The organism is Stenotrophomonas sp. SORGH_AS_0282 (assembly GCF_030818125.1).
In the GTDB taxonomy this organism is placed as follows: Bacteria; Pseudomonadota; Gammaproteobacteria; order Xanthomonadales; family Xanthomonadaceae; genus Stenotrophomonas; species Stenotrophomonas rhizophila_A.
Genome location: NZ_JAUTAB010000001.1, coordinates 2,141,710 through 2,166,023, shown reverse-complemented (window position 1 = coordinate 2,166,023; position 24,314 = coordinate 2,141,710). Strand labels below are relative to the sequence as shown.

General features: G+C 67.1%; 22 protein-coding genes. 8 read left to right on the top strand and 14 right to left on the bottom strand.

The genetic code is table 11. The features are described 5' to 3' along the window. Nucleotides 1–282: 282 nt before the first annotated feature. Nucleotides 283–1,227: a chemotaxis protein gene (locus QE395_RS09600; RefSeq protein WP_068851752.1), complete on the bottom strand. Its 945-nt coding sequence runs from the start codon at nt 1,225–1,227 to the stop codon at nt 283–285. Between the two features lie 105 nt (nt 1,228–1,332). On the opposite strand from QE395_RS09600, the gene flgA reads away from it, so the two are divergent. From flgA to QE395_RS09580, 4 genes are all read left to right on the top strand, one after another. Further along, nucleotides 1,333–1,995, top strand: a complete 663-nt coding sequence (flgA, locus tag QE395_RS09595; RefSeq protein ID WP_306988785.1) for a flagellar basal body P-ring formation chaperone FlgA — start codon at nt 1,333–1,335, stop codon at nt 1,993–1,995. Between the two features lie 81 nt (nt 1,996–2,076). Next, a complete protein-coding gene (gene flgM, locus QE395_RS09590; protein ID WP_068851758.1) occupies nt 2,077–2,379 on the top strand; it encodes a flagellar biosynthesis anti-sigma factor FlgM in 303 nt (100 codons plus the stop codon). After that, nucleotides 2,376–2,714 carry a flagellar protein FlgN gene (locus tag QE395_RS09585; protein WP_093532818.1) on the top strand — a complete coding sequence of 113 codons (339 nt, stop codon included), beginning with the start codon at nt 2,376–2,378 and terminating at the stop codon, nt 2,712–2,714. Before flgM ends, QE395_RS09585 begins: the two co-directional genes overlap by 4 nt. A gap of 43 nt (nt 2,715–2,757) precedes the next feature. Further along, nucleotides 2,758–3,987: an ATP-binding protein gene (locus QE395_RS09580; protein ID WP_179197305.1), complete on the top strand. Its 1,230-nt coding sequence runs from the start codon at nt 2,758–2,760 to the stop codon at nt 3,985–3,987. Nucleotides 3,988–4,205: 218 nt separating this feature from the next. On the opposite strand, the gene QE395_RS09575 is transcribed toward QE395_RS09580, so the two are convergent. Then, the gene (locus tag QE395_RS09575; protein WP_095364313.1) at nt 4,206–5,963 is read right to left on the bottom strand and encodes an EAL domain-containing protein; all 1,758 of its coding nucleotides are present in this window, start codon (nt 5,961–5,963) and stop codon (nt 4,206–4,208) included. A 3-nt stretch (nt 5,964–5,966) separates the two neighbouring features. After that, nucleotides 5,967–8,069, bottom strand: a complete 2,103-nt coding sequence (locus QE395_RS09570; protein ID WP_095364312.1) for a PAS domain S-box protein — start codon at nt 8,067–8,069, stop codon at nt 5,967–5,969. A gap of 143 nt (nt 8,070–8,212) precedes the next feature. Here QE395_RS09570 and QE395_RS09565 point away from each other — a divergent pair, with 143 nt between their 5' ends. Then, a complete protein-coding gene (locus tag QE395_RS09565) occupies nt 8,213–11,017 on the top strand; it encodes a bifunctional diguanylate cyclase/phosphodiesterase (protein WP_095364311.1) in 2,805 nt (934 codons plus the stop codon). 144 nt (nt 11,018–11,161) lie between these two features. On the opposite strand, the gene QE395_RS09560 is transcribed toward QE395_RS09565, so the two are convergent. From QE395_RS09560 to QE395_RS09535, 6 genes are all read right to left on the bottom strand, one after another. Continuing rightward, nucleotides 11,162–11,419, bottom strand: a complete 258-nt coding sequence (locus QE395_RS09560; protein WP_306988781.1) for a hypothetical protein — start codon at nt 11,417–11,419, stop codon at nt 11,162–11,164. 98 nt (nt 11,420–11,517) lie between these two features. Beyond that, nucleotides 11,518–12,708 (bottom strand): methyl-accepting chemotaxis protein, encoded by a 1,191-nt coding sequence (locus QE395_RS09555; protein ID WP_068851775.1) that lies wholly within the window; start codon nt 12,706–12,708, stop codon nt 11,518–11,520. A gap of 74 nt (nt 12,709–12,782) precedes the next feature. Next, nucleotides 12,783–13,397, bottom strand: coding sequence for a high frequency lysogenization protein HflD (gene hflD / locus QE395_RS09550; protein ID WP_093536709.1), 615 nt, complete (start codon nt 13,395–13,397; stop codon nt 12,783–12,785). Continuing rightward, complete coding sequence (gene mnmA, locus QE395_RS09545; RefSeq protein WP_210132479.1) at nt 13,394–14,533, bottom strand: tRNA 2-thiouridine(34) synthase MnmA; 1,140 nt, start codon at nt 14,531–14,533, stop codon at nt 13,394–13,396. The genes hflD and mnmA overlap by 4 nt, the downstream gene beginning before the upstream one ends. Further along, nucleotides 14,530–14,991, bottom strand: a complete 462-nt coding sequence (locus tag QE395_RS09540; protein ID WP_095364310.1) for an NUDIX hydrolase — start codon at nt 14,989–14,991, stop codon at nt 14,530–14,532. Before QE395_RS09540 ends, mnmA begins: the two co-directional genes overlap by 4 nt. A 1-nt stretch (nt 14,992) precedes the next feature. Next, the gene (locus tag QE395_RS09535) at nt 14,993–15,457 is read right to left on the bottom strand and encodes a hypothetical protein (protein WP_068851783.1); all 465 of its coding nucleotides are present in this window, start codon (nt 15,455–15,457) and stop codon (nt 14,993–14,995) included. 94 nt (nt 15,458–15,551) lie between these two features. Here QE395_RS09535 and clpS point away from each other — a divergent pair, with 94 nt between their 5' ends. Then, a complete protein-coding gene (clpS, locus tag QE395_RS09530; protein ID WP_068851786.1) occupies nt 15,552–15,881 on the top strand; it encodes an ATP-dependent Clp protease adapter ClpS in 330 nt (109 codons plus the stop codon). A gap of 433 nt (nt 15,882–16,314) precedes the next feature. Then, nucleotides 16,315–18,597 (top strand): ATP-dependent Clp protease ATP-binding subunit ClpA, encoded by a 2,283-nt coding sequence (gene clpA / locus QE395_RS09525; RefSeq protein WP_306988777.1) that lies wholly within the window; start codon nt 16,315–16,317, stop codon nt 18,595–18,597. A 77-nt stretch (nt 18,598–18,674) separates the two neighbouring features. On the opposite strand, the gene QE395_RS09520 is transcribed toward clpA, so the two are convergent. The 4 genes from QE395_RS09520 to QE395_RS09505 form a co-directional block, all read right to left on the bottom strand. Then, the gene (locus QE395_RS09520) at nt 18,675–19,049 is read right to left on the bottom strand and encodes a hypothetical protein (RefSeq protein ID WP_068851791.1); all 375 of its coding nucleotides are present in this window, start codon (nt 19,047–19,049) and stop codon (nt 18,675–18,677) included. A gap of 217 nt (nt 19,050–19,266) precedes the next feature. Beyond that, nucleotides 19,267–19,485 carry a translation initiation factor IF-1 gene (gene infA, locus QE395_RS09515; RefSeq protein ID WP_005409596.1) on the bottom strand — a complete coding sequence of 73 codons (219 nt, stop codon included), beginning with the start codon at nt 19,483–19,485 and terminating at the stop codon, nt 19,267–19,269. Nucleotides 19,486–19,584: 99 nt separating this feature from the next. Further along, a complete protein-coding gene (gene aat, locus QE395_RS09510) occupies nt 19,585–20,319 on the bottom strand; it encodes a leucyl/phenylalanyl-tRNA--protein transferase (protein ID WP_095364309.1) in 735 nt (244 codons plus the stop codon). Then, nucleotides 20,316–21,446, bottom strand: a complete 1,131-nt coding sequence (locus QE395_RS09505; RefSeq protein ID WP_306988773.1) for a GNAT family N-acetyltransferase — start codon at nt 21,444–21,446, stop codon at nt 20,316–20,318. Before QE395_RS09505 ends, aat begins: the two co-directional genes overlap by 4 nt. A gap of 197 nt (nt 21,447–21,643) precedes the next feature. On the opposite strand from QE395_RS09505, the gene QE395_RS09500 reads away from it, so the two are divergent. Then, nucleotides 21,644–23,185 (top strand): N-acetylmuramoyl-L-alanine amidase, encoded by a 1,542-nt coding sequence (locus QE395_RS09500; RefSeq protein WP_306988771.1) that lies wholly within the window; start codon nt 21,644–21,646, stop codon nt 23,183–23,185. A 57-nt stretch (nt 23,186–23,242) separates the two neighbouring features. Here QE395_RS09500 and trxB read toward each other — a convergent pair whose 3' ends face one another. Next, a complete protein-coding gene (gene trxB, locus QE395_RS09495) occupies nt 23,243–24,214 on the bottom strand; it encodes a thioredoxin-disulfide reductase (RefSeq protein ID WP_068851800.1) in 972 nt (323 codons plus the stop codon). Between the last annotated feature and the right edge of the window lie 100 nt (nt 24,215–24,314).

Below are 24,314 nucleotides of genomic sequence, written 5' to 3'. Positions count from 1 at the left end.
GGAAACCGCGCGCAGCGCGGCCCAAGCGTCCGAAGCCGGCGGGTTATCGATCGCGGCCAACATCCCGGCGTTTTGAGGTTCCGAAGCCGCCCGTCACGCGCTCATGTCGCCTGATACACGGTTTCGTTCTGGTTGCACACCCGGACGTACGGTCCCGACCGACAGCCTGTCAGGCTCCGGACCCTTGGGCCGCGCTGCGCGCGGTGTCCGGCCAACGGCCGGGGCTACGAATTCATACGGGCCCATTGGGGTCCGGATCAATCAACCAAGGTCAACGGCCGGTCAGGCCGCCAGGGCGACCTTCCGGAGGCGATCCAGCACGAAATCGGCCAGTTCGTGTGGCGAATACTTGGCCACGAAGGCGTTGGCGCCGACCCGCTCGACCATGGCGTTGTTGAATACGCCCGAGAGGGAGGTGTGCAGCAGCACGTACAGGCCGGCCAGGCCCGGATGGCGACGGATTTCCGTCGTCAGGGTGTAGCCGTCCATGGCCGGCATTTCGATGTCCGAAATGACCATGGCATAACGCTCGGCCGGGTTTTCGCCGGCGGCGTGGATCTGCAGCAGGTGGTCCAGGGCCTGCTTGCCGTCCGAGAGCAGGGTGGCGCCCACGCCCAGCTGGTCCAGCACGCTGCGGATCTGCTGGCGGGCAACGCGCGAGTCGTCCACCACCAGCACCTGCAGCTGCGGGGCGTCCGCCGGCAGCGCCATCGAGGGGTCCAGCACGGCCTCGCCACGCACCTGCGCGATGTCGGCCAGCACGCTTTCCACGTCGATCACCTGGATCAGCTCCCCCTGGAAGCGGGTGACGGCGGTCAGGTAGCTCGATTCGGCGCCCAGTTCCGGCGGCGGGTGGATGTCTTCGACCGCGATGTTGACGATGCGCTCCACGCCGCTGACCAGGAAGCCCTGGATCGAGCGGTTGAATTCGGTCACCACCAGGTAGCCCGGCGACTTGTCGGCGTCCGGCTCGCGCTCGGGGTGGCCGATCGCCAGGCCCAGGTCCAGCACCGGTACCGAGCGGCCGCGCACGTCGGCCACGCCGGCGAACTGGCTGGGCAGCCCGGGTACCTGGAACAGGTCCGGCCGGCGCAGGACTTCCTGCACCTTGAACACGTTGACGCCAAAAAGCTGACGTCCGCCAAGGCGGAACAGCAGCAGGGCCAGGCGGTTGTGGCCCGCCAGGCGCGTGCGCTGGTCGATGCGGTTGAGCAGGTCATGTGACATGGGGGATGTATCGGCGGCATTGGCAATCACTTGAGCGCCGCGCGCCGTGCATGAACGGCACGGCCCTTGCAGGGTGCTGCGCATGTGCCTTGCCCCGGAGCCGCCATGCGTATCCTTCCTATAGTTGTCGCGCTGATCGCGTTGGCCGGTGCGTCCCCGCACGCCCGGGCCGCTGGCGGCTGGCAGCCGGTGGACAGCATCCGCGCCGCCGCGCTGTCCACGTTGCCGGTGGGCAGCGAAGGCGACACCACCCTGGATTCGGCGCTGCGCCTGCCGGCCTGCGGCCAGGACCTGCGCGCCCAGCCCACCGGCACCAGCACCGTGGAGGTCAGCTGCCCCGACGCGGGCGGCTGGCGCCTGTTCGTACCGGTGAAGGTGCGCCGCAACCAGACCGTGCTGATCCTCAATCGGGGCATTGCCGCTGGAGAAACGCTGGGGGTGGCCGATATCACCACGGCACAGCGAGACGTGGCCCGGATTGCCGGTGCCGCCCTGGCCGACCCGGCCGTGGCGGTGGGGCGGGTGGCGCGGCGTACGCTGAGTGCCGGCAGCCTGCTGTCGGCCAACGACCTGGTCGCCCAGCGTCTCATCCGCCGCGGCGACAGCGTCGCCCTGGTCTCCCGTTTCGGCGGGGTCGAAGTCCGGGTGGCGGGGAAGGCACTGGCCGATGCAGGTGAAAATGAACGCGTATCCGTGGAAAATCTGTCGTCACGCAAGGTGGTCCAGGGCACTGTGGCGGCCAGCGGCGACGTTTTTGTGACGCGCTGACCACTCCAGCACGCAAAATCTCCTAAAGATGCCGGCCCCCGTGCCGTTATCCCTTGTGAACCGTAACTCCCAGGACAACCCATGAGCCAGAAAATCGACGGCAACCTGCAGGCGACCGCCCATCTGCGCAGCATTGCGCCGGGTAACAAGCCCAGCGTGAGCACCGATGCCCCGGCGCGGCCGGTGGAAGCGGCCGACAGCCTGAAGCTGACCGGCGAGGCCACCAGCCTGCAGGCGCTGCAGCGCGAACTGAGCACCGCCCCGGCGATCGATGCCGGCCGCGTGCAGGCCGTGCGCGAGTCGCTGCAGAACGGCACCTACAAGATCAATCCGGACGCGATCGCCTCGCGCATGCTTGAGCTGGACCAGCAGCTGCAGAAATGAAGCTGGCCATGAGCGAGCCATTGCAGCGCCTCAGCGATGCCTTGGACGTCGAACGCCAGGCCTTGGTGGAGCATGACGTCCAGTCCCTGATCCGCGCCACCAGCGCCAAGCTCGATGCGCTGCGTGCGCTGGAGCAGGTGTTGCCGGTGGGGCAGAACGAACGCCTGCAGGAGCTGGCCGAGCGCAACCGCGCCAACGGCGTGCTGCTGGCGCGCCGCCGCCGCGAGGTCAACTGGGCACTGCGCCAGCTGGGCCGCAGCGAAGCCTCCTCGGCGTACGACGCCAAGGGCCAGGCCAACACCCTGCATACGCGCAGGCCGCTGGCGGTCGCCTAGGCGCCAACACGGATATAGTGGGCACCTGTTTCGACTGCCCGATGTGACCGTGACCGCGCCCACCACTTTTGTCACCGCACCGCTGCCGCCGCAGCCGGTTCTGCTTGCACTGTTCGAGCGCATCAACGAAGGCGTGCTCCTGTTCCGTGATGACGGCAGCGTGGCCGTGGCCAACGCCGCCGTGCGCGGCATGCTCGGCCAGGCCGAGATCGATGCCGGCGTGGATCCCGCGCAATGGCTGCGCCAACTGCTGCCGCCCGATGCGCTGGAGCATGCGCGCCTGCACGGCCACTGGAACGGCAGCCTGCCCGTGGGCGAACGCATGGTCATCGCGCATGTCTACCAGCAGGAAGACGCCGGCCGGCTTCACTACCTGGCGCTGTTCCGTCGCATCGAAGGCCAGGAAGACTACGAACGCGAGCTGCAGCAGCGCCACGCCGAGCTGCGCCAGGCCTACCTGCGCCTCAACGGCACCCAGGAAAAACTGCTGCAGTCGGAAAAGATGGCCTCCATCGGCCAGCTCGCCGCCGGCGTCGCGCACGAGATCAACAATCCCATCGGCTACGTGCACTCCAACCTGGGCAGCCTGCAGGAATACCTGCGCAGCCTGTTCACCGTGATCGAAGCCTACGAGCGGGCACTGCGCGCGCCGGACCCGAAGGCGCTGATTCCCGAAATCGACGATATCCGCAACCGCTTCGACATCGATTTCATCAGCCGCGACCTGCCGCAGCTGATGGCCGAATCACGCGAAGGCATCGAGCGGGTCACCCGGATCGTGCGTGACCTGAAGGACTTCTCGTACTCGGGCCGCGACGAATCGTGGAAGCTGGTCGACCTGCACTCGGGTCTTGAGTCCACGATCAACATCATCTGGAACGAGCTCAAGTACAAGGTGACGCTGCACCGCGAGTTCGGCCAGCTGCCGCTGGTGGAATGCCTGCCGTCCGAGCTCAACCAGGTCTACATGAACCTGCTGCTCAATGCCGGCCACGCCATCGCCGAGCGCGGCACCATCACCGTGCGCACCGGCGTGGACGGCGACTACGTCTGGGTGGAGTTCGAAGACACCGGTGGCGGCATTTCGCCGGACCTGCGCCAGCGCATCTTCGACCCGTTCTTCACCACCAAGCCGGTGGGCAGTGGCACCGGGCTGGGGCTGTCGATCTCCTACAGCATCATCAACAAACACCACGGGCGGATCGACCTGGACAGCACCCCGGGCGTAGGTTCGCGATTCCGGTTGGTGTTGCCGATCAAGCAGCCGCGTTGACGGAACCCGTTGGCCCCGGCCGTTGGCCGGATGCCTTTCGTTCCAGGTTCATGAACGCCTGATGGGCGGCCTCGGATGCTCTACACGTCGGACATTTCACTGATTGCGGTGTTCTTGCCGCCTTCGGATGCCTGGGCCGCGCTGCGCGCGGTGTCCGGCCAACGGCCGGGGCTACTAGTTTTTACGGGCCCATTGGGATTGGGATCAATCAACCAGTTTCATTCGCCTTCCGGCGCCGGTATCGCAACAGGTTGGGCGGTATTGGCGCGGCGTTGCTCTTCGTGCGTGCGGAACGCCTGGTGGATGTGCTTGCGCAGCTCGTCGTCGTTCCAGGGCTTGGTCAGGAAGCGGTAGATCGCGCCGCGGTTGATCGCGTCGGTCACCGTGTTGAGGTCGGTGTAGCCCGACAGGACCAGCCGGATCGTGTCCGGGTACAGCATCTTCACCCGGCCCAGGAACTCCGTTCCGCTCATGTCGCTCATGCGCTGGTCCGACAGGATCACCTGCACATCGTTGATCGCCAGCAGGTCGAACGCATCGCGCACGTTGCCCGCCGCCAGGATCCGGTAGCCATCGCGGCGGAACAGGCGCACCAGCGAACGCAGCACGTTCTCCTCGTCGTCCAGCAGCAGCAGCGTGCGGTCCGGGCGGGTTTCGGCGAACGCTTCCGGGCGCAGGTAGCGCCGGCGCAGGGTCATGCCCGCCGCGTCGGCCGACATCGGCTCGCCGAACAGGTAACCCTGGAACACGTCGCAGTCATTGCGGCGCAGGAAGCCCAGCTGTGCCTGCGACTCCACCCCGTTGGCGATCACCGTCATGCCCAGCTGGTGGCCCATGGCGATGATCGCGCGCGCAATGGCCGCCTCGCGGTTTCCGGCCGGCGCGCTCTTGATGAAGCTGCGGTCGATCTTCAGCTTGTCCACCGGATAGCGCACCAGCGCGCTCAGGCTGGAATCGCCGGTGCCGAAGTTGTCCAGGCTAAGGCTGATGCCTTCATTGCGCAGGTTCACCAGCGTTTCGTGCACGAAATTGACGTTGTTGGTCAGCGCACTTTCGTTGATTTCCAGCGTGAGCATCTGCGCCGGCACGCCGGCGGTCTGCATCAGCGCCATCACCTCACCGAAGAAGTTCGGACGCAGCAGCTGCAGCGTCGACACGTTCACCGCGATGGTGAAGTCATCGAAGCCCAGGTCCCGCCAGAGCCTGGCCTGCTTCAGTGCGCCTTCCAGCACCCACGTGCCGATCTGCACGATGATGCCCAGCCGCTCGGCGGTGCGCATGAAACGCTCCGGCACCAGCATGCCCAGCGTCGGTGACTGCCAGCGCAGCAGCGCCTCCATCCCGACCACATGGCCATCGCGGGCGCTCACCAGCGGCTGGTAGCGCAGCTTCAGCTCGCCATTGGGAATGGCGTCCACGATCTGGCGCGCGATGATGCTCTCGCTGTGCGCGCTGGACGGGGTATTGACCGCGTGGATGCGCACGGCATTGCCGCCCTCGCGGGCGGCCTGGTACAGCGCGTCCTCGGCATGGTCGAGCAGGCGCGAGGTCTCTGTCGCATGCTCCGGACACAGGCTGACGCCGAGCTTGCCGGTCATGAACAGCGTATACGGCAGCACCGAGAGCGGCAGCTCCAGCTGCTGCCGGATCTCTTCGGCCAGGTCGTCCGGCAGTGGCAGGTCGGCGGTGCGCGGTACCGCGATCAGGAATTCATCGCTGCCATGCCGCCACAGCTTGCCGCGCCCGCGCAGGTGGTGCTGCAGGCGCTGGGCCACCAGCACCAGCGCCTGATCGCCGACCTCGGCGCTCATGTTCTCGTTGACCGACGCGAAGTGGTCGATATCCACGTGCATCAGCATCAACGGCGTGCCACCGGAGGCGGCCTCGGCCACCATCGCCTGCAGCGCAGGATTGCCGGCACCCAGCCGGGGCGGCGCGTCCTCGATGCTGACCAGGGGCAGGGAAGGGTTCCACATCACTCAATATTCCACGGTATCGGGGGTGGCCACGCCATCGCTGCGGTAAGGCAGGAACAGGTCGACCAGGGTGCCGGCGCCATGCGCCGACTCGATCTTGAGGGTGCCGCCGGCGCTCTGCGCGCGTTCGCGCATGACGATCAGGCCCAGTCCGCGCGGGCCGTCGGGGTCGAAACCTTCGCCGTCATCGCGCACCTGCAGGTGCAGGCCATGGTCCTGCACGTCCTGCAGCGTCAGGTGCACCTGGCTGGCGCGCGCATGGCGCAGCACATTGGTCAGGCTTTCCTGGGCGATGCGGAAACAGGCCTGCTCGATCTCACCCTGCGGCCGTCGCGGCAGCGCCGCGATGTCGGCCAGCAGTTCGATCGGCGAGGAACGGAACAGCACCCCGGCCTGCCAGCGCAACGCCGCCTCCAGGCCCAGTGCGTCCAGCTGCGGCGGGCGCAGCAGGGTGGAGATGTCGCGCAGCTTGCCCACCGTGGTGTCGGCCAGCTGGATGATCTGCTCCAGGTCTTCGCCGCGCCGTTGCGGATCGGCTTCATCCTGCGCCGCATATGCCGACAGCTTCATGGCGGTGATGGCCTGGCCGATATCGTCGTGGAGGTCGCGCGAGATCGCGCGGCGCTCGTCTTCCTGCAGCGAGAACAGGCGCCCGGCCATGGCCTGCAGCTCGCGGTTGCTGGTTTCAAGCGCCTCGCGGATACGCTCCGGCTCGCTCAGGTCGCGCACGATCAGCAGCTTGCAGTTGCGCCCGCCGTAACGCACCTCGCCCACCGCCAGGCCGGCCTGGAAGCCTTCGCCGTCCAGCCGGCGCATGCCGATGACTTCACTGCCGCTGCTGGGCAGGGGAATGGTGGCGAACAGCTGCGCGCGGACCCGGGACAGGTCGGTGGCGGCTACCAGCGCCGACAGCGGCTCGCCCAGCAGCGTGTGTTGCCCGTAGCCGAACTGGGCCGCGGCGCAGGCATTGGCATACAGCACGTGTTCGTCGGAGAGGATCACCACGCCGTCGGGCAGCACCCGGACCAGTTCGCGGAACTGCTCCTCACGCTCGCGCAGCAGGCGCCGCGAGTGTTCGCGCTCGGTGACATCCTGCAGGGTGCCCAGCACGCGCGGGCGCCCGGCGTCGTCGGTGCCGCTCTCGGCGCGCAGGTGGACCATCAAGGCGCGACCGTCCATGGCCAGCAGCGGCAGCAGTACGTCGATCTGCACCTGCTCACCCCGCATGTCCTGCAGCAGCTGTTCGCTCAGTGCGGCGGTGGACGGATCGGCCGGCACCAGCAGCTCGTCGAAGCGGTGCCAGCGCCGCGCTTCCGGTGGACGCCGGCCCAGCAGGTGGTAGACCTGGTTGGAGTACTGGCCCATACCCGTGGCGGGGTCGACTTCCCACGCGCCGATCCGGGCCATTTCATGGGCTTCCTCGACACGGGCCAGGGCCTGGTCGCGGCGGCGCAGCGCCTGGTCTTCGCGGGTCCGGTCGATGGCGATCAGCAGCCGCGCCGGGCGGCCGGCGTAATCGAGGTAGTTGCTGCGCATTTCGATCCGCCGCGGGCTGCCGTCCTTCAACAGCAGGTCGGCGGTAAGCACGCACAGCTGGTCCGGCTGGGCCCGGATCTGGTCAAGCTTGGCGGCCAGGACTGCTTCGTCGCCCGCTGGCCACAGCGCGGTCATCGGCAGGGCAGTGAACTCCTCGCGCGTCCAGCCGAACAGGCTGCACGCGGCCGGGTTCACGTCCAGGATCTCCAGCGTGTCCAGGTCGTACACCAGGATCGGCCCGGGGTTGCCCTCGAACAGCTGCCGGTGGCGCTGCTCGGAGTGCTCCAGCTTCGCGTGGGTCTGCAGCACGTGGTGGGCCAGCGGGCGCAGCAGCAGGTAGATCAGCGCGCCGCTGAGGATGACGAAGAACGCCCCTTTGGCGGTCTGCCAGCGCGCGGCCGTGGCCAGGTCGGCGGTGAGCACCTGCACGGCGGCGTCGCTGCACAGGATCCAGACCAGGGCCAGCACCAGATAGCCGAGCACCACCCGCCAGCGATCGCGGCGCAGGGCCTGGGCGAGCGGGTGGTCACGACGGTGCGGTGCGGGCGGGCCGGGCGGGACGACAGGCATGGGGCGCGACGGGAAGGGGTTGGGTGGGCGGTCCATAGTAGTGGCTGGGACACCCCGGGCGCACGCGAGGCTCAACTATCGACCAGAACAGCCGCTAACGATTGCGTTCCCGGCTGTCGGGTGCGTTATCGGAGTCATACCGCGTGGACCAAGGCATCATCGCGAGTCTGCTGCAGCACCCCCTGGCCTCGGCCCTGGTCATCCTGGACCGGACCGGGCGCCCGCTCGCCGCCAATCCGGCCGCGCGCGAACATGGGTTGCCGGCTACCGTGGCGGCCTACGGCGAGCTGCTGGAAGACCTGCGGCTGCTGGCCGCCGATGGCGGCCTGGTGCCGTGCCAGCTGCCGGGCGGGCCCCGTGGACGCTTCGATGGCTGGATGCGCGCCGTGCACGACGCCGACGGCAACCTGCTGGCCTTCACCCTGAGCGTGCCCGAACCGGTCGCCGCCTACGCGGGCAGCCGCTGGGAAGTGGCGCTGGACCACGCCGGGCACGGCTTGTGGGACTGGGACCTGCCCAGCGACGCCGTGACCCGTTCGCAGCGCTGGCATGACGTGCCGGCCGGCGTGGACGAACACGCGGCGGCAGAGGCCGGGCAGGCGCTGCTGGCGCCTGTGCATCCCGATGACCAGGCCGCGGTGCGCGCGGCGCTTGACGCGCACCTGCGCGGCGAAGGCGAGGTGTACACCGCCCAGTACCGCCTGCGCCATCCCGAAGGCGAGTGGCGCTGGGTGCTCGATCGCGGCCGCGTGGTGGCCCGAACCGTCGACGGACAGCCGCTGCGCATGGTCGGCACCCACACCGACATCCAGGCACAGAAACAGATGGAAGCCCTGCTGCTGGAGCAGCAGGTGCACCTGCGCGAGGCGCAGCGCATCGCCAGCATGGGCAGCTGGTCGTGGGACCCGGACAGCCGCCAGTTCTGGTGGTCGCCGGAGTTCCGGGCGCTGCTCGGCGTGGGCGATGCCCCGTTGAACAGCCGCCGGCACTGGCTGCGCCTGCTGGAACCGCGTTCGCGCGGCCTGTTGCGGCAGGCCTGGCGGCGCATGCTGCGCGATGGCAAGCCCAGCACGCTGGCGCTGGAGCTGCCGCGCGGGAACGACAGCGCGCTGCACCTGCGATTGTGGATGCAGCCGCTGTTGGGCCCGGACGGGCGCATCCAGCGCCTGCTGGGCCAAGTCCAGAACATCACCGAACAGCACCAGACCGATGCGCTCATCCGCTGGCGGACCGAGCTGCTGAACCGGGTCTCGGCGCTGGGCAGGATCGGCGGTTGCGAGATCGACGTGGCCACCCGCCACATGCAGTGGACCGAGGAGTGCTACCGCATCCACGGGCTGCGCAAGGAACCGATCACCCTGGACCAGGCGCTGGCGCTGTACACGCAGGATTCGCGCGATGCATTCGAGGCCGCACTGGCGCGCATTGCCGCCGGCGGCCTGCCCGAACAGCTGGACCTGTGTTTCTACCGCCAGTCCGGGCTGCGCGTCTGGGTGCAGGTGCTGGTCGAGCTGGACCATCGCGATGGCCTGCCAACCCGCTTCGTGGTGCTGTTCCGTGACATCACCCGCGAACGCGAAGCCAACGAGCGGATCGAGCTGCTGGCCCATTATGACCTGCTCACCGGCCTGCCCAACCGCATGCTGCTGCGCGAGCAGACCGCCGACGCCATCGAGGAAGCGCGCGATCGCGGCGCGCCGTTGGCGATGCTGTTCATCGACCTGGATGGTTTCAAGACCATCAACGACACCTTCGGCCACGCCACCGGCGATGCGCTGCTCAAGGCAGCGGCGGCGCGGCTGCACCAGAACCTGCGCAACGCCGACCTGTTCGGGCGCTTCAGCGGCGATGAGTTCATCGTGGTGCTGCGCGATCTGGCCGATCCGGAAGATGCCGGGCACGTGGCGCGCAAGCTGATCGCATCGCTGGCCGAGCCACTGCAACGGGGCGACCACACCCTGAAAGTGGGCGCCAGCGTGGGCATCGCGATGCTTGACGAAGGACGCACCGATTTCGATTCCCTGCTGCGCGCAGCCGATGCGGCCATGTATGCCGCCAAGGAAGCCGGCCGCAATACCTACCAGTACTACAGCCAGGACGCGCTGCTGCGGATCCAGCGCAAGCTGGAGATCGAGCATGCGCTGCTGGGCGCCATCGAGCGCGAAGAGTTCAGCCTGGCCTACCAGCCGCTGCTGCATGCCGCGCAGGACCAGCCGCCGGCCATCGAGGCGCTGCTGCGCTGGCACCGCCCGGGGATTGGCTACTGCAGTCCGGCCGAGTTCATTCCCATTGCCGAGAAGTGCGGCGAGATCGTGCGCATCGGCGACTGGGTGCTGGCCGAGGCCTGCCGCCAGGCGGCGGCGTGGGACCGGGCCGGGCTGACCTTCGACCGGATCGCGGTGAACGTGTCGGCCGTGCAGCTGCGCGACCGTGGTTTTGCCGAGCGGGTGATCGGCATCTGCCACGCCCATGGCTGGGCACCGCAGCGGCTGGAGCTGGAGCTGACCGAATCGGCGCTGATCCGTGACACCGACGTGCTGCGGCATTGCTTCGATGTGCTGGAGCGGCACGGCGTGCCCTTGGCGGTAGACGATTTCGGTACCGGCTTCTCCAACCTGCACTACCTCAACCGTTTCCCGGTGGGCCGCCTGAAGATCGACCGCAGCTTCGTGCAGGGCATGCTCCACGATGCCGGTACCGCCGAGGTCACCCAGGCCATCGTGCACCTAGGCCACGCCCTGGGCATGAAAGTGGTGGCCGAAGGCGTGGAAACCGAGCAGGAAGAAGCGATGCTGCGCCGCCAGGGCTGCGATGAGATCCAGGGCTACCTGTATTCGCGTCCGCTGACCCCGCGTGACCTGGCCCAGTGGCTGAAGCACGGTGGCGGACAGATGCAGGCGATTCCCGCCCCGGCTGGTGACGCGTTGCGGATTCCGGTCGCCCCCTGACGGTGCGTGGGCCGGCCAACGGCCGGCGCTACCGGTGTCCGGTGCCCGTTGATGATCCCGATACCGTCGTGTCCATGACCGTTGACGAGCCTGTGGTGGGTTGATTCCGATCCACGGATTGTCACGGGCCCATCGGGACCCGTATCAACCAACCCTGTCGCCGCTCAATCCCAGGTCCCACGCCAATCCCGCCAATGCGGGATCCAGCGGCGTTGCCGCCGGTGCGGTCGCCATCATTCCCGCCAGTTCCCGTTGCGCCTGCTGTTCCAGCGCCGCCACCAGCGCACGCCCGCTCTTCGGCACTACGGGCGCCAGAGCAGGGGGCATGACGTCGCCCGCAGCGTCGGGCAACGCGCCGTTACCGGCAGGAATCAATTGGGAGGGGGCAGCGTTCAACAGCATGCGGCAGTCTTCAGCAGATGGGTCAGGGTGCTACACGCACGAAAGCCCCGGCAATGCCGGGGCCCTCGTGGAATGCCGTTGCCGGCACGAATGGCAGGTCAGAACAGTTCAACCGCACCGGCTGCCATGCTCTGCTGGCTCACCGGCTTGTGCGGCGGGCGTTCCCACTCGCTGCGCATTTCGCGCAGGCGGTTGCCGGTACGCTGCAGCGCGGTGGCCACTTCGGCATCGAACACGCCGCCGTTACGGTGCAGCAGCTCCTGCAGGCCGACCGCTTCACGGTTGATCGAGGTCAGGCGGTCCAGGTGGGTGTGCACGCCGCCCAGGGCCTGGGTGGCGATGTCCTCGAACTGCAGGGCGCGCACGGCTTCGGCCACGCTGCTGTCGATGGCACGGCCGCACTCGGAGATCTCGCGCATGCCTTCGCCCAGCGACGCGTTGATCTGCGCCACGTTGTCGAGCATGGCCGCCGCTTCGTGACGCGCTTCGCGGGAGCGGTCCATGTCCCGCGAGGCCATGTTGGAGACCGTCTCGCGGACCTTGGCGATGGCGTCCTTGGAGCTGTGCGCCAGCTTGCGGATCTGCTCGTTGAAGGTGGTGGAGCGCTCGGAGAGGTTGCGCACTTCGTCGGCCACCACCGCGAAGCCGCGACCGGCTTCACCGGCACGGGCTGCTTCGATGGCAGCGTTCAGCGCCAGCAGGTTGGTCTGGTCGGCGATCGACTTGACGTCTTCCAGCAGCGCGAAGATGCCATCCAGGTGCTGCGCCATCTGGTCGATGTGCTGCACGGTGTTGCTGCTCTGGCCGCTGACCTGTTCCAGCGCTTCCACCAGCTGTTCCATGCGGTGGCTGGCGTGCTGGGCGAAACGGGCCACGTCGACGCCGGCGCCGCCGTCTTCACCGGCGCGGTCAACGATCCGGGCCAGTGCCTGGCTCTGCTGGCGGGACTTGCGGTTCATGGCATCGAAGCTGCCACCCAGGCCGGCCACGGCCTGGCGGATCAGGTCACGGGCGCGTTCGATTTCGCCACGGGAACCGTCGATTTCGTTGCCGACGAACGAGCGCAGCTCGGTCAGCAGCTGGTCCTGTTCCCGCATCATGCGGGCATGCTCGGGCGAGCGCTGGGTCTGGGCGCGGGCGGTCCACCACGCGAACCCCAGCCAGCTGAGCGTCATCGTGGTCAGGATCGCCCAGCGCAGGGCGGCCGGCCATTCAAAGCCGATGGCGAAGGGAAGCAGCAGGGTCAGGACCAGGGGGGCGGCCAGACTAGTGAAGAGGCGTGAGTACATGGACGTTCTCGGGGAGGTGCACGGATGATGTATCGGCCGTACCCCCGTTTGCTTTAGCCGCCGTGCACCATTTTTTATCGAAGCTGACGGTCCACCGCTTCGATCATCGCCTTGCGCGAGATCAGGAAATCCCAGTACTGGCCGCCGGTCTGGCGCCACAGCACCGCCGAACGCACCGCCGCCAGCAGCAGTGCGCGGATCTCGGCCACCACCCCGGCCTGGCCCAGGTAGTGCGGGTTGCCCTGGACCATCACCCGCGGTTTGAGATGGCTGATGGTGTCGGCATACAGTCCGCCCAGGCTGGACAGCACGTCCGGGTGGGCACTGTCGTTCAGCTCGGCGGCCTGGCGCTGGGCACGGGCGATGCCCTGGCTGACCTGCTCGACCACGGCGTTCTCGCGCACGAAGCGGCGCTCCAGCTGCAGCACGGCCAATGCCAACCGCGGCAGGATCTCGTCCTGGCCCTGGTTGCGGAAATAGTTGTGCAGCAGGCGCAGGCCCGGGGCCAGGTTGGCGGCGCTGCCATAGATGGCCTGCGGGCTGTCAGCGTCGATCCGGAACACGCTGTCGATGGCGGTGCGGACCACGCTGGCCTCGGAATGGCCGGTTTCGGCGATGCGGCGCACCTGCTGCAGCGCCTGGGCGATGCCAGCCAGGGCAAGGACGCGGTCGTCGATGGAAAAACTCATGCAGCAGATACCTCGAAGGGGGAAGGGGCGGTGCGCAGGCGCTGCTCCAGCGGCGCATCGGTGGCGGCGATCACCGCGCCACCCAGGCAGACCTCGTCGTCATACAACACCAGGGATTGCCCGGGGGTGACGGCACGCTGCGGCCGCGCGAAACGCACGTCCACGCTGCCATCGTCGCGCACCCGCACCGTGCAGGGCTCGTCCGGCTGGCGGTAGCGGGTCTGCGCGGTGCACTCGAATTCGCGCGCAGGCGGTGCGCCGGCGATCCAGTGGGCAGTTTCCGAATGCAGGCGGGTCGACTGCAGCCAGGGGCTCTCGCGGTCCTGGTCCACGTACAGCACGTTGCTGGCCACGTCCTTGCCCACCACGTACCACGGGGCCGCCGGGCGGCCCCGCACGCCGCCGATGTTCAGGCCTTCGCGCTGGCCCAGGGTGAAATAGAACACCCCGGGGTGCTCGGCGATGCGGTTGCCGTCCGGGTCCTGGATTTCACCGGTACGCGCCGGCAGGTAACGGCCCAGGAACTCGCGGAAGTCCCGCTCGCCGATGAAACAGATGCCGGTGGAGTCCTTCTTGGCGTGGGTCGGCAGGCGCGCATCGCGGGCAATGCGGCGCAGGTCGTTCTTCTGCAGGTCGCCGATCGGGAACAGGGTGGCGGCCAGCTGGGCCTGGCCCAGTTGGTGCAGGAAGTAGCTCTGGTCCTTGCTGCGGTCGGCGCCGCGCAGCAGTGCCCAGCGCCCACCCACCTGGGCCACGCGGGCGTAGTGGCCGGTGGCGATGCGTTCGGCGCCCAGCTCGCGGGCCGCGTCCAGGAAGTGCTTGAACTTCACTTCGCGGTTGCACAGTACGTCCGGGTTGGGGGTGCGCCCGGCCGCGTATTCGGCCAGGAAGTGTTCGAACACGCCCTGCCAGTATTCGCTGGAGAAGTCGCGGAAGTGAAACGGAATGTCGAGCAGGCCGCACACCGCGACCGCATCGCGGCGGTCGTCTTCCGCGCGGCAATCGCCACTGCCGTCGTCGGCCCAGTTCTGCATGAACAGCCCGGCCACCGGCTCGCCCTGCTGGACCAGCCGCCAGGCGGCCACGGACGAATCCACGCCGCCGGAAACGCCGACCATGATGCGCGGGGTGCTCATGCAACCTCCTTCACGATCGACAGCGGGTGGCGCTGGCCGGCCAGGAAGTCGGCAACGACCTCCCAGACCAGCGGACTGCGCAGCCGCGAGGGCTCGGCCTGCAGCTCGGCCGGGTCCAGCCACAGCGCGCGCAGGATGCCGGTGTCCAGCGGTCGGGCAGGGTCATGCGAGATCGGCTCGGCCGCGTAGGCGAAGCGCAGGAACGGCGTGCCGTCGGGCGCGGTCCACTGGTAAGTGCCGATGAAGGCGGTCAGCCGCACCGTCCAGCCCGATTCTTCCAGGGTCTCGCGCACGGCGGCGGCGGCCAGGCTCTCGCCCGGCTCCAGGTGCCCGGCCGGCTGGTTGAGCACCGCACGGCCGTCGATGGCTTCTTCCACCAGCAACAGGCGCCCGTCCCGCACCACCACGGTGGCCACGGTCACGTGCGGCGCCCAGCGCAGGTCCTGCACTTCGTTCACGTCAGTATTCGTCCGTTCCAGTCAGTTCAAGTTCCATCGCATCGGCGGTGTTCATCGCCGCCTCGATGGCCTCGCTCAGGGCGTCCGCGCTGGCGTTGGCATCCACCTTCACCACGAACATGGCCAGCTGCTCCTGCTTCACCCAGCCGCCCAGCTTGGCGTCCTGGGAGTCTTCCAGCAGGCGGTTGGCCACCGCCGCGGAGAACTGCTTGCCCGGCGCGTTGTAGCCCGGCGACCAGATCTCGCGGATGCGGTGCTTGCCGTACTCTTCCACGGCCGAGCGCACGAACACCAGCTGGGTGCGGTCGCCTTCGACGTCGAACACCAGCTTGTAGTCGCCGTCCTCGTCGACCTCGTAGGGGTACTTCAGCGTGTCCAGTACGCGGCCGACGGCCTTGTCGGGCGTTGCGGCCTGGGCCCCGAACACGGTGGCGGTCAGCAGCAGCGCGGTGGCGATCCTTTTCATGAAATCCCTGTGAAAGTATGTATCCATGAGTGGATTGTGACGGGGGCAGGGGGCCAACGTCCAATCCGGCCGGTGCGGCGTCTATAATGTCCGGATGCCCCGCGAGCCCTCCCAAGAACCCCACCACGACCACGGCGTAGCGCTGGAACCAGCCCGCCCGGAGGTCGCGCCGCCGCCGTTCTACCAGGTGATGCTGCTGAACGACGACTACACCCCGATGGACTTCGTGGTGACCGTGCTGCAGCACTTCTTCTCGATGGATCTGGAAAAAGCCACGCAGGTGATGCTCAACGTGCACACCCGTGGCCGTGGCGTGTGCGGTGTGTTCACCCGCGAGGTCGCCGAATCGAAGGTGGCCCAGGTCAATGAGTTCTCGCGCATGAACCAGCATCCGCTGCTGTGCACGATGGAAAAAGCCGGGTAGAGCGGCAATACCGGCGCCTGAGGGGCGGCTTCGGTGGGTGGAAACGCCGGATGGTGTGTTCCACCCGGCAGGTAACCGGCTTCGGACACTTGGGCCGCGCTGCGCGCGGTGTCCGGCCAACGGCCGGGGCTACGAATTTGTACGGGCCCATCAGGATCTGGATCAATCAAATGCCGGCCCGCGCATGGCCCGGGTGTGGCCGTTTACAGTCCGCTTGCCCGTCCCTGTCTGAAGCAACGCCGGGAGCCGTCGGGCAGGCGGGGTACTTGCCACGGCGAAATGACGTCGCCATCACGGGTGGGCAGCCAATGCTGGCGGTGTCTGGGGCATGATCGCGCAAGTGATAACGCCATCTGAACGCACCGATCCAGTAGGGTGATGGAAATTGTGCAGGTAGGCCGCATATTGTTCTCAACTGCCGCCGGAGTAGAACATGTTCAGTAAAGACCTCGAACACACCATCGGTCAGTGCTACAAGCGCGCCCGTGAGGCCCGCCATGAGTTCATGACGGTGGAACACCTGCTGCTGGCACTGCTCGACAACCCGTCCGCCCAGGCCGTGCTCAAGGCATGCGGGGCCGACGCCGACCGCCTGCGCCAGGAGCTGGAGCAGGCCATCGAGGCCTCCGTCTCGCGCCTGGCCGAAGATGACGGCCGCGACACCCAGCCCACCCTGGGCTTCCAGCGCGTGCTGCAGCGGGCCGTGTACCACGTGCAGTCCTCGGGCAAGAAGGAGGTCACCGGCGCCAACGTGCTGGTGGCGATCTTCGGCGAAAAGGACTCCCATGCGGTCTATTACCTCAACCAGCAGGACGTGACCCGGCTGGATATCGTCAATTACCTCTCCCATGGCATCGCCAAGCTGGGCGAGGAGGGCGAAGTGCCGCCGTCGTCGGACGCCGAAGGGCGCGCCGAGGGTGCCGATGGCGAAGGCAAGGGCGATGCCCTGGCCGAATTCGCCAGCAACCTCAACGAAGCCGCGCGCAACGGCCGGATCGACCCGCTGGTCGGGCGCCGCGACGAAATCGAGCGCACCATCCAGGTCCTGTGCCGCCGCCGCAAGAACAACCCGCTCTACGTGGGCGAGGCCGGCGTGGGCAAGACCGCCATTGCCGAAGGCCTGGCCAAGCGCATCGTGGAAGGTTCGGTGCCCGACGTGCTGGCCGATGCGGTGATCTATTCGCTCGACCTGGGCGCGCTGGTGGCCGGCACCAAGTACCGCGGTGATTTCGAGAAGCGCCTGAAGGGCGTGCTGACCGCGCTGAAGAAGATGCCCAACGCGGTGCTGTTCATCGACGAGATCCACACCATCATCGGTGCCGGGTCGGCGTCGGGCGGCACCATGGACGCCTCCAACCTGATCAAGCCGGCGCTGGCCTCCGGCGAGCTGCGCTGCATCGGCTCGACCACCTTCCAGGAATACCGCGGCATCTTCGAGAAGGACCGGGCGCTGGCACGCCGCTTCCAGAAGATCGACATCGTCGAGCCGACCGTGGGCGAAACCTACGAGATCCTGCAGGGCCTCAAGCCCAAGTACGAGGCGCACCACGGCGTGACCTATGCCGATGACGCGCTGCAGGCGGCGGTGGACCTGTCGGTGAAGCACATCGGCGACCGCCTGCTGCCGGACAAGGCCATCGACGTGATCGACGAAGCCGGTGCCCGCCAGCGCCTGCTGCCGGAGGGCGAGCGCAAGGAGCTGATCGACATCGAGGAAATTGAAACGATCGTGGCCAAGATGGCGCGCATTCCGGCCAAGCAGGTCAGCGCCACCGACAAGGACGTGCTGCAGCACCTGGAGCGCAACCTGAAGATGGTGATCTTCGGCCAGGACCCGGCCATCGAGACCCTGTCCTCGGCGATCAAGCTGGCCCGTTCGGGCCTGGCCAATCCGGAAAAGCCGATCGGCAACTTCCTGTTCGCCGGCCCCACCGGCGTGGGCAAGACCGAGGTGACCAAGCAGCTGGCCCTGCAGCTGGGCATCGAGCTGGTGCGCTTTGACATGAGCGAGTACATGGAGCCGCATTCGATCAGCCGCCTGATCGGTGCGCCCCCGGGCTACGTCGGCTTCGACCAGGGTGGCCTGCTCACCGAAAAGATCGTCAAGACCCCGCACTGCGTGCTGTTGCTGGACGAGGTGGAAAAGGCCCACCCGGACATCTTCAACATCCTGCTGCAGGTCATGGACCGTGGCGTGCTCACCGACACCAACGGGCGTGAAGCCAACTTCAAGAACGTGGTGCTGGTGATGACCACCAACGCCGGCGCGGCGCAGGCCTCGCGGCGGTCGATCGGCTTCACCCGGCAGGACCACGCCACCGACGCGATGGAGATCATCCGCAAGAGCTTCACGCCGGAATTCCGCAACCGCCTCGATGCGGTGGTGCAGTTCCAGCCGCTGGGCTTCGAGCACATCCTGCGCGTGGTGGACAAGTTCCTGATCGAGCTGGAAATGCTGCTGCAGGAAAAGCACGTCAGCCTGTCGGCCACCCCGACCGCGCGCGACTGGCTGGCCCGCCACGGCTTCGACCCGCTGATGGGTGCCCGCCCGATGGCGCGGGTGATCCAGGACAAGGTCAAGCGGCCGCTCGCCGACGAGCTGCTGTTCGGCAAGCTGGTCAATGGCGGCCGGGTCAGCATCGACGTGCGCGACGACGAGCTGTTCGTCGAAGCGCAGGCCGAGCCGGAGCGGCTGCTGCCGGCAACGGTCGAATGACTGGCAGGTCACGACCGTTGGCCGTGGCTCCTTGAACGCAAAAACGCCCCGGATGGGGCGTTTTTGTTGGGTCCCGCTCAGCGCTTGGCGCGGGATGCGAACGCCTCTGCGCTGATCGGCTCAAGCCGGGCGACATCGCAGCTGCCGGTGTCGGTGCGCAGCTTGCTGGCGCGTGCCCCGCACAGCTGGCCCTCGTTGCTGGGGGTGGCAAACTCGAGCTTTCGCGAGAAGCTGGCCTGGCTGCAGCTGTTCTGGAAATGGACGATGTAGTGATCGGTGCCGTTGCGCAGCAGGATGCTGCGATCGGCGCCCTTGCGGACCAGCTGCTGGTCGCTGGACAGGGTGATGCAATCGGAGGCCGCCGGGGTGGCGGCAGCTGGCGCAGTCTGCGCCGATGCCGTAGCGGCTGCGCTGGAAACAACCAACAGGCAAAGCGCGATCAGGGTCTTCATGGCGGGGGCCAGTGGGTCACGATCCGGAGTGGACCGTAGACCACAGTGCCTGCGTTCGGCCGGTGGCGAATCTGCATCAAGGCAGGCTGACTGATGTCAGGGTGCCGTGGGGCAGGGTGACTGCCGGCACGGTGGGCACAGCTGAATGGCGCCCACGCAAAAAGGCCAGCGCAGGGCCGGCCTTTGATCGCGTCTTCCGGAGAAGCCGCCCTGCCGCTTACTTCATGCGGTAGGTGATGCGACCCTTGGTCAGGTCGTAGGGCGTCATTTCAACCTTGACACGGTCGCCCGTCAGGATGCGGATGTAGTTCTTGCGCATGCGGCCGGAGATGTGGGCGATGATTTCATGCCCATTTTCCAGTCGAACGCGGAAAGTGGTGTTCGGCAGCGTCTCGCTGACGGTGCCTTCGAACTCGATGGAGTCGTCTTTCGACATGTAGTCCTGTGCAGTTCTATAAACGGCCGAGCTGGCCTTAAGAGCGGGCATTTTACGCGCATCTCCCCCGGGATGCAAAGATTGCGTTAACCGTCCGCCTCAGGCCAATGATGCGGCGGAAACGTCGCCAAACCGCTCCGTCCACCCCCCGGGCGGCGCTGCGGCCTGCACCTGCTCCCGCACCACCCCCAGGAACCGCTCCCGCGGCCAATGCTCGGCGCCCATCCGCAGCAGGTGGTCGTTTTCCACCTGTGCATCGATCAATGGCCACCCCCACGACGACAGCCGGTGGGCCAACCCGGCCAGCGCCACCTTGGAGCCGCCGCTGGCCGCGCTGAACATGCTTTCGCCGAAGAACATCCGGCCGATGGCCACCCCGTAGATCCCGCCCACCAGCCGGTCGCCGTCCAGCACCTCGATCGAATGGGCGAAGCCGAGGGCATGCAGCGCCACATAGGCCTCGATCATGTCCCGGGTAATCCAGGTCCCGTCCTGCCCCGGGCGCGGGCTGGCCGCGCAGGCCTCGATCACCTCGCGGAAGCGGGTATCGGCACGCAGCACCCAGCTGCTGGCGCGCAGGCTGCGGCGGAAGCGCGAGGACAGGTGGACGCCCTCGGTGCGGAACACCATGCGCGGGTCCGGCGACCACCACAGCAGCGGCTGGCCCTGCGAGAACCACGGGAAGATGCCACCAGCGTAGGCATTGAGCAGGCGCACCGGTGATAGGTCGCCGCCGAGTGCCAGCAGGCCATCGGGATCGCGCAGCGCGCTCTCGGCTGGCGGGAAGGGGGCGTCGGGCCGGTCGTCCAGTCGCCAGGGCAGATGCCGGCTCATGCGGACTCGATGGCTTTGAAGGGGGTGTGCTCGGCCAGCAGCTGCGCATAGCGCTGCACTTCCTCGCGCTCCTGCGCGCACCAGCCTGCAAGGGCGGCGGCGAACGCGGGCTCGGCCAGCCAGTGCCGGCTGCGCACCGGGTGCGGCAGGAAGCCGCGCGCCAGCTTGTGTTCACCCTGCGCGCCGGGCTCGAAACGGGCGAGCCCTTCGCGCAGGCAGTATTCGATGCCCTGGTAGTAACAGGTTTCAAAGTGCAGGCCGGGCAGGGTGGCGCCGCCCCAGTAGCGCCCGTACAGGGTGTCGCCACCGCGCAGGCACAGCGCGCCGGCGATCGGCTGGCCCTCCAGCATGGCCAGGAAGATCACCAGCTGGCGCGGCATCGCCGTGGCCAGGTGCTGCAGGAAGGGCAGGGTCAGTGCCGGCGAATTGCCGTACTCACTGAAGGTCTGCAGGTAGAAGTCGTGCATGGCCTGCAGGTCGGCGTCGGTGGCTTCATCGCCGTGCACGATCCGGTAGCTCACCCCGGTGCGGGCCAGCTTGGCGCGCTCCTGGCGGATGTTCTTGCGGTGCTTGTGGTCCATCGCGGCCAGGAAGCTGCTGAAGTCGGGCCAGTTGCCCGGGTTGTGCCACTGGAACTGGATGTCCTCGCGGAGCAGCCAGTCGGGGCCGAACGCGGGGTCGTCTTCGGCCAGGTGGAAGTTCACGTGCGCCGACGACCAGCCCATGCGGGCGACCTCGGCGCGCAGGGTCTCCACCAGCATGCGAGCGGTTTCCGCATCCTTCGCCAGCAGGCGCGGCCCGCTCACCGGCGAATACGGTACTGCGCCCAGCCACTTCGGGAAGTACGCCAGCCCGTGGCGGGCATAGGCATTGGCCCAGGCGTGATCGAACACGAACTCGCCATGCGAGTTGTCCTTCAGGTAACCCGGTACCGCCCCGATCAGCTGGCCGCTCTCCCACAGGGTGAAGTGGCGCGGCCGCCAACCCCATTCCGCACGCAGGCAGCCGTGTTCCTCCAGCCCCTGCAGGAACGCATGACTGACGAACGGGTTGCGGCCATCGTGCAGCGCATCCCAGTCGGCGGCGGGCATGTCGGTGAGGCGATGAAGGAAGCGTATATCGGGCATGGCTGAAGGATAGGGCAGGCCGATGGAAAACGGGGTGTTTTAGGTGGCGTTGATCGGCTTGCGGTAACCGATAAGAAAGTTGTTCAGTAAACGCCGGGAAGCGTGCGTTGGCGCGCGTTCGTGTGGCCTTGAAGGGAGGAGATTTCAAGTCGCGCCGAACTGTTGGCGCGAATCTCAGTCGACTCAGGAGCTTCGTCGTGATCAAGTGCAGTGGCCTCAACCGTCTCTTCTCCGCTTCAATGCTTGCCGTCGGCGCGTGTTACGGCTTCGCCCCGACCCCGCTTCATGCAATTGAGGTCTTGGCGCCAGAAAGCAATATGGAGCTGGATATGCTCCTCACGCGTGCAGCCAGCGATCTGGTGGGGCGTATAGAGCTGCTTGAGGGGCAGGCGAGAAGCAGGCATGTCAGTGCGTCGGTGGATCTTTCGCAAAAGGTCATCACCGTGAACCTGGATCGCGGGTTCATCCCGCAGGACTACGGCCCTGCATTTGAAGATCAACGCAGCATCATCAACAACGCGCTGTTGTCAGTCACCGATCGATTCCTGCATGTTTCGCAGGTCAAATACCTTTACGGTGGATTCGACGTCTACCACTATTTTCCAGAGGTCAAGCAGGAGGATGATGCGGCTCGAAAGGCCGGGGAGCGCATCCGCCGTGAAAAGCAGGAACGAGAGCGATCGGGGCAGGTCGCGGGGTCTGGCGTGGCATTCGTGGCGGCAGGGCATGGATACTACTTCGACCACAAGGACCGAGCATGGAAGACGCAACGAGACCCCCATAACGGCGTGATGGAGGGCATGCTGACGCCCACCTATGCCGTTGAGCTGAAAAGCGTCATCGAACTTCGCTCTCAGATGCCTGTGATCCGGCCTCGCGTCCAAGATGGGATGGGGACTCACCCGGAGAGTGGGCAGGAGTGGTGGCGGATGGCTGCGCGCTATTCGGTCGCGGCGCAGTACCCGGGCAATCCTGAGATATGGAATACCCATGAAGGGAGTGCTGCAAGTGATCGCGAGTACAAAGAGGACATCAACACTCGACCACTGCTTGCCAATCATCTGGGTGCAGAATTCGCCATCCACCTGCACAGCAATGCAGATGATCACGGTACGGCAAGGGGTGCCCGTGTCATCGTCCAGCCCGGGCGCCCCTCAGATGCAGCGCTGGGAGCGAGCGTTCTATGTGCAATGAAAGAACTGATTCAAAGTACTCCCGGCTACGAGTCGTTCGTCGTAGCGCCTGCGCCTCATTCCGAGGATAAGGGCGAAAACCGTCTGGCCACCATGCCCTCCATCATCGTCGAGACGGCGTTCCATACGCATCCGGAAGATGCGGCGGCACTATTGGACCCGGTGTTCCGTGCGGCTTCGATGAAGGGGGTTGAAAAGGGCTACCGTCTGTTCCGTGATGGCAAGGACTGCACGCCTTTAGCCTTGAGGAAGATCGATCGCGTTACCGTCCCAGCCAGCGGTGCGGCGGAGACCGACGTTCATTTCGAAGGCAATCCGCAGTTCCCGGTGACACTCAGCTTCACGCCGGTGTACTGCACCCAGCCGGGCGCCTGCAGGGCGGAAGTGAAGACGGTCACGGATGCCTCCGCGTCGCCCATCAAGGCGAGGATGACCTGCGAAGGGAGCGGCTATGGCATGGTCAACTGGAGCACGGTAATGCGCGATGCCGATGGCGTCACTTCCGGCCCGGTCGAGCACTGGATGACATGCGAGGGCGGCAGCTGAAACGAAGAAGGCCGGCGCTGGGCGCCGGCCTTCTTCGGGTGCTTCAGGTGCCGCTGATCAGCTCAGCTCGCCCTTGGCATCCAGGTAGCGCTCCGCGTCCAGCGCGGCCATGCAGCCGAAGCCGGCCGAGGTGATGGCCTGGCGGTAGTGCTGGTCGGCCACGTCGCCGGCGGCGAACACGCCTTCCACCGAGGTCTGGGTGGCGTTGCCGCCCAGGCCCGAGCGGATGTCCAGGTAACCGTTGTTCATGGTCAGCTGGCCTTCGAACAGGCTGGTGTTGGGGTGGTGACCGATGGCCACGAAGAAGCCGTGGGCGTCGATGTCGCGGGTGCTGCCGTCCAGGGTGGACTTCACGCGCACGCCGGTGACGCCGGCTTCGTTACCCAGCACTTCGTCCACCTGGTGGTGCCACACGGTTTCGATCTTGCCCGAGGCGACCTTGGCGAACAGCTTGTCCTGCATGATCTTTTCCGCCTTCAGGGTGTCGCGGCGGTGGACCAGGTAGACCTTGCGGGCGATGTTGGACAGGTACAGCGCCTCTTCCACGGCGGTGTTGCCGCCGCCGACCACGACCACGTCCTGGTCACGGTAGAAGAAGCCGTCGCAGGTGGCGCAGGCCGACACGCCGCGGCCCTTGAAGGCCTCTTCGGTGGGAATGCCCAGGTACTTGGCGGTGGCGCCGGTGGCGATGATCAGCGCGTCGCAGGTGTACTCGGCGCTGTCGCCGATCAGCTTGAACGGGCGCTGGGTCACATCGGCGGTGTGGATGTGGTCGAAGATCACTTCGGTCTCGAAGCGCTCGGCGTGGGCCTGCATGCGCGCCATCAGGTCCGGGCCCATCAGGCCGTGGGCGTCGCCCGGCCAGTTGTCCACTTCGGTGGTGGTCATGAGCTGGCCGCCCTGCTGCAGGCCGGTGATCACCACCGGGTTCAGGTTGGCGCGGGCGGCGTAGACCGCTGCCGTCCAGCCGGCCGGGCCGGAACCGAGGATGACGAGCTTCTGGTGGCGGGAAGGCTTGGAATTGCTCATGTAGACTCGCAAAGAGATGATGGGGCGGGGCGCTGGGGAAAGATTGCCCGGCGTCCAAGACAGGTCATAGAGTGGCGGCAGGGGTCGCCCGATTCAAGGC